At 25.5% G+C, this 4592-nt stretch carries 5 protein-coding genes; 4 read left to right on the top strand and 1 reads right to left on the bottom strand.

Going from position 1 to position 4592, the window contains the following annotated elements; translation table 11 throughout:
- From AJ887_RS00295 to AJ887_RS00280, 4 genes are all read left to right on the top strand, one after another.
- On the top strand, window positions 1-717 hold a 717-nt coding region (locus tag AJ887_RS00295), incomplete at its 5' end, for a DNA topoisomerase (RefSeq protein WP_186820505.1).
- Window positions 714-3065 carry a hypothetical protein gene (locus AJ887_RS00290; protein ID WP_070273933.1) on the top strand — a complete coding sequence of 784 codons (2352 nt, stop codon included), beginning with the start codon at window positions 714-716 and terminating at the stop codon, window positions 3063-3065. The genes AJ887_RS00295 and AJ887_RS00290, both read left to right, overlap by 4 nt.
- 166 nt (window positions 3066-3231) lie before the next feature.
- Window positions 3232-3570 (top strand): hypothetical protein, encoded by a 339-nt coding sequence (locus AJ887_RS00285; RefSeq protein WP_070240252.1) that lies wholly within the window; start codon window positions 3232-3234, stop codon window positions 3568-3570.
- The gene (locus tag AJ887_RS00280; RefSeq protein WP_070209948.1) at window positions 3567-3848 is read left to right on the top strand and encodes a hypothetical protein; all 282 of its coding nucleotides are present in this window, start codon (window positions 3567-3569) and stop codon (window positions 3846-3848) included. Before AJ887_RS00285 ends, AJ887_RS00280 begins: the two co-directional genes overlap by 4 nt.
- A gap of 453 nt (window positions 3849-4301) precedes the next feature.
- On the opposite strand, the gene AJ887_RS10085 is transcribed toward AJ887_RS00280, so the two are convergent.
- A partial coding sequence (locus AJ887_RS10085) for a hypothetical protein (protein ID WP_186820921.1) occupies window positions 4302-4592 on the bottom strand: 291 nt, incomplete at its 5' end.

The following is a 4592-nucleotide window of genomic DNA, read 5'->3' as shown; positions in this document are numbered from 1 at the left end:
AAAAAACTTTTAATAGAAAAAGATAAAGATAAAAAAGGCGAAAATGGCGGAATAGGAACTCCAGCAACAAGAAGTAATCACATAGAAACTTTAATAAACAGAGGCTATATTGTAGTTTCAAAGGATAAAAAGCAAGTTGTTAATGCTACAGAACTTGGAATTAATTTAATCCAAAATTTAGATCCTATATTGACAAATCCAGACATGACAGCTTTATGGTTTGAATCTCAAAAAGAGATACAAGAAGGAAAACTAAAAAGAAGCGATTTTTTAAATTCAATTAATGATTTTATTTTAAAAATAATTGATAATGAAAAGAGTTTAAACAAAAAAATTGTTTCTAATGAAGAAAAAGAAAAAATAACTTGTCCTAAATGTCAAAAAGGTTTTTTAAGAGAAATAAATGGAAAATTTAGAAAATTCTTTTCTTGTTCTGAGTATTCTAATGGTTGTGATTTTAAGGCGAAATCTGTTAATGGAAAACCTGAATTAGAAAATAAAAGCACTAATTTAAATACATCTTTTAAATGTCCTCAATGTAATCAAGGAAACTTAATAAAAAGAGAAAGTAAAAATGAAAAAAACAAATTTTGGTATGGTTGTTCTGAATGGAAAAATGGTTGTAAATTTATGTGTCCTGAATTAAATGGCGAACCTAATTTAAATGCTAAAAATAATTTTCAAAACAATTATAAGCAAAAGGTTAAATACAAATGAAAAAAATAATTTTATTTTTATTGCTGTTTAATTTCTTATTTGCAGAAGGAACAAATAATGGGCAAGGAGTTGTTTCTGAAACTACTAAAGAAGAAATGCAAAAAATATTTCCTAATAGTGATGATGACATAGATTCTAAAAATGGATGTAGTTGGGAGTGTAGAAAGGTTAATAGCGGATATGGAACTCAAATCATAGGATTTGATTTTAAAAATGGGACAACTTTTTGTAGAGTTTATAAAAATGAAAATTTTGATTTAGATTTAAAATTTAATGCTTCAAAAACTAATTTATCTTGTGCTAAACAAGTGTATACAGGACTTGATACTGAATTAAAAAATTATGAAAATATAGATAGAAAAATTAATTTAGAAAGTATAATTAAATGGACGCCAAGCGATACTAAAATTAATTTTGCAAAATATTTAGTTGCTTTAGCAACTTTAAATCCAAATATTATTGATAGAGAAAAAACTTATAATTTAGGAGAATTAACCTTAAAAGATGGTATAGATAATTTTAGCATTAAAACTATACAAAAAAATCAAAGTTTTATGGATTTTTTGATAGCTCCAAATTCTGTTTTAAATCAAAATAAAGGATTTTCTACTTCAAGTATAAGTTTGCAAGAAACTTCAGCTGTAGATGGTTTTAATAAAAACAATATGGCGTATTTTTCAAATCTATTTTTAGCCAATGAAAAAATTTATCAACATTTACAAATTCTAATTCTTGTTTTAGTTGGTGGATTTTTTCTTACTTCAATTAGTGCAGAAAAAATTCAAGCTTACTTAGAAAATAGGGGCGAAAATGAAGGAAAGCAAAAATTTTTACATAAATTTTATATTCCAATGATTATGATAGGAACATTTTTTATGCCTATACCCGAAGGAAATGGTTTAGCTCACTCAACAATTATGCAAAACGTCATTAGATATTTTGCATTAAAATCAACAGATATTGCAGATATGGCTAGTGCAATTGGTGGAAAAACCTATATGGATAAAATTTATAAAAGTATAGGTGGAGTAAATATTCAAGGTATTAAAGCCTTATTAGAAAAAAAGAAAGAAAATGAGTTTCTTATAAGTCAAGGAGATGAAATTTATAAAAAAACTTGTTCTTTAAGATATAAAAACCAACTATCTGCCATTAGAGAAAGCTATATCACTTCTTTAACAGATGAAGATAAAGAAAAAATAAAACGATTTTTAGCTGAAGATAGTAATGATATGGCAGGAAAAAATGGCGATATTTCCTTGGAAGCTTGTATAGCTTTAGAAGCTGATATTTTAAAAGCAAGAAATGAAATAACTAAAATAAATTCTCAAATGGAAAAAATTGATAAATTAAGAGATAACACTCAAAAAATCAATGAAATGAAAAATCTTGATGCTTATTTTGCAGTAAGAGAAATGCAACTTGGATGGATAAATTCTTTATTTACGCCAAGTAGTGCAATTTTAGCAGAAGTAACTATGTTTAAAGAAGAGCAAGGTGATGAAGATGAACAAAAAGAAAGGATGATTAAAGCAACTAAAAAAAATATTCAAAACACTAAAGAAAATATAAATAAAGGAGATATTGAAATTAGTAAAGATGATATTACAGATAGCTCTTTAGGATGGATAGCAGGTAAATTAGTATGGATGATGTTACCAGGAGCTTCAACTATAAAAGATTTTGTAATGGAAAATACTGGAAAATTCATGGCTGTAATTCAAGCAGCAGCAGCTTCTACTGTGCCAATCATAGGAACAGTAGGTGGAGCTATCGTTGGATACATAACAGGAACAGTTGCCTCAACAATTACAGGATATGCTATAGCTATAATGTTAATAGAATGGACTTTTCAAAAAATACCATTATTGGTTTGCACTACAGCTTCTATTATAATATTTGTATCTTATTTAGTTTCTTTGATAAAATATTTTTATATTTCACCATTCGTTGTAGCTTTCTCCTTAGCAACTAAAAGAATGGATAAAATTATTGAATTCTTAATTAATGGTATGGCTATATTTTTAAAACCCGTATTAATTATTCTCTTTATATATTTATCATTATTTATAAATGTTTTAGTAGACGAATTTTTCTTATTTGTTTCTGTAGAACAATTTACAGGAATTAAAACTAGCGTATATAATTTTCACACTAACTTTATTATAGGTGCAATCACAGGCTTATTAACTATATTTGCAAAAATTGCTTCAGCGGTAATTATGTGGAATTTAATTATTAAAGGGCCTTCATGGGCTTTATCATTAGTAGGTATTGATGGAAAACAAAGTGAAATGATTTCTCAAGGTATGGAAAACACTTTAAACAAGAGAGCAAATATTGTTTAAAGAAATCTCAACTAAACCAAATATATACAAAGGAATAAAATGGAAAATAAAATGAAAAAAATATATAGAACTTGAAAGAAAAGAAGGACAAATCAATGACATTCCATACACTATTTTGAAAGTTGAATATCCTAATCTAAAAGAATTAAAAGATAAGGATTTATTAATGCAAAATGACAAAGGACAATGGCTTTGTGGCTATATTGGCTTAAAACACGAACAAGAATTAGATTTTAATAAGTTGAAAAATGAAGTTTGTATAGCCCCTATTTATTTAGAAAAATTTGACACTGATTTATTTGAAAAAGACGAGAATATTACTAAAATCATATTTTTTGATCAAAATCATTCTTGGAATAAAAGTAGGATAAATACTCAGTTAGATGAAGATTTATGCTTAAAAGATATTGAAAAAGTAGTAAATCACATTATTAATTTTAACAAAAATAATATAAAAGAAGAAAATTCCAATAAAGAATATAAATTTCAAAGGAGAAGAAAATGACAAAAATAGATTATTATAATTTTTTAGATGAAGCAGATTACTTAATGAAAAAATACAAAGAAGAACAAAAGGAGCTTACAGAAGAAGTATTTTTAAATTTTTTAAAAGAAATGGTAGAAAAATACAATCTTAATAAAAGAAAATATGATTTTTTTGTGCTTCATAATAATTTTTTCTTTGTAACAAAAAACAAGCAATGTTACACAATAATCAGCTTTGAAAAAGACAAAGATAGAAAAATAGATTTTTCAGGATATAGCCTTGAAACAAAAGAATAAGGACAAAAATATTTTGAAGAAAATTTTAAAGAATATGAGAAAGTTGATTTTTTATGGAAAACATAAAATTTGAGAAAAAATTAAAAGAATTAGAACTTACAAAAAAAGAATTTGTAAATATGGAAAGAGTAACTATGTTAAAATTACAAATCCAAACGCAACAAAAAAAGATATAGAAAAGAATAAAAAGAAAATGGTAGAAGAGAAAGAAAGTAAGGGGAGCAATCTTATACAATTAAGAATTAGCGATAAGACGAAAGAATACCTTCAAGAGAGAGCTGACAGCTTAGGTTTTCCTTTAAATACATATATTTATCATCTTATTATGAAAGATATGGAAACTTTTAATCGAAAGTGATTAAAAGTTTTTTCGAAAAATGCTAAACTCAAAGAAACACTAGATAAAAAAGCTGAAGAGTTAGGCATTAACACAACTCAACCCATAAAAACATTTTAATTATCAGAAATATCACAAAATTTCCTTCGCAAATTACACTCAACGCTAAGTATACTATAATGATCATTATAATTTATAATCATTATATCAGCATATTCATATCTTCCATTTTCAATTTCTTTTTTAGATTCTTTTTGTGAATTTAAAAGAAAATTATAATCTCTTTCTTTAAGTGTTTTAATATTTTTTATTTCGCTTAAATCAATTAAAGAATACTTTCCACTTGTTTTATACTCTTCATCAATTTTTTTAAGTGCAAATTCATATCCTTCTTTACTTCCTTGCTC

Origin of the sequence: Campylobacter sp. BCW_6466 (assembly GCF_001762835.1) — a bacterium.
Lineage (GTDB): Bacteria > Campylobacterota > Campylobacteria > Campylobacterales > Campylobacteraceae > Campylobacter_D > Campylobacter_D jejuni.
This window is presented reverse-complemented; position numbering and strand designations above follow the sequence as displayed.

What these genes read in the sequence shown, in the direction of transcription:
- AJ887_RS00280 (WP_070209948.1), top strand. Translation starts at nt 3,567, where the DNA reads ATGACAAAAATAGATTATTATAATTTTTTAGATGAAGCAGATTACTTA.
- AJ887_RS00285 (WP_070240252.1), top strand. Translation starts at nt 3,232, where the DNA reads ATGCAAAATGACAAAGGACAATGGCTTTGTGGCTATATTGGCTTAAAA.
- AJ887_RS00290 (WP_070273933.1), top strand. Translation starts at nt 714, where the DNA reads ATGAAAAAAATAATTTTATTTTTATTGCTGTTTAATTTCTTATTTGCA.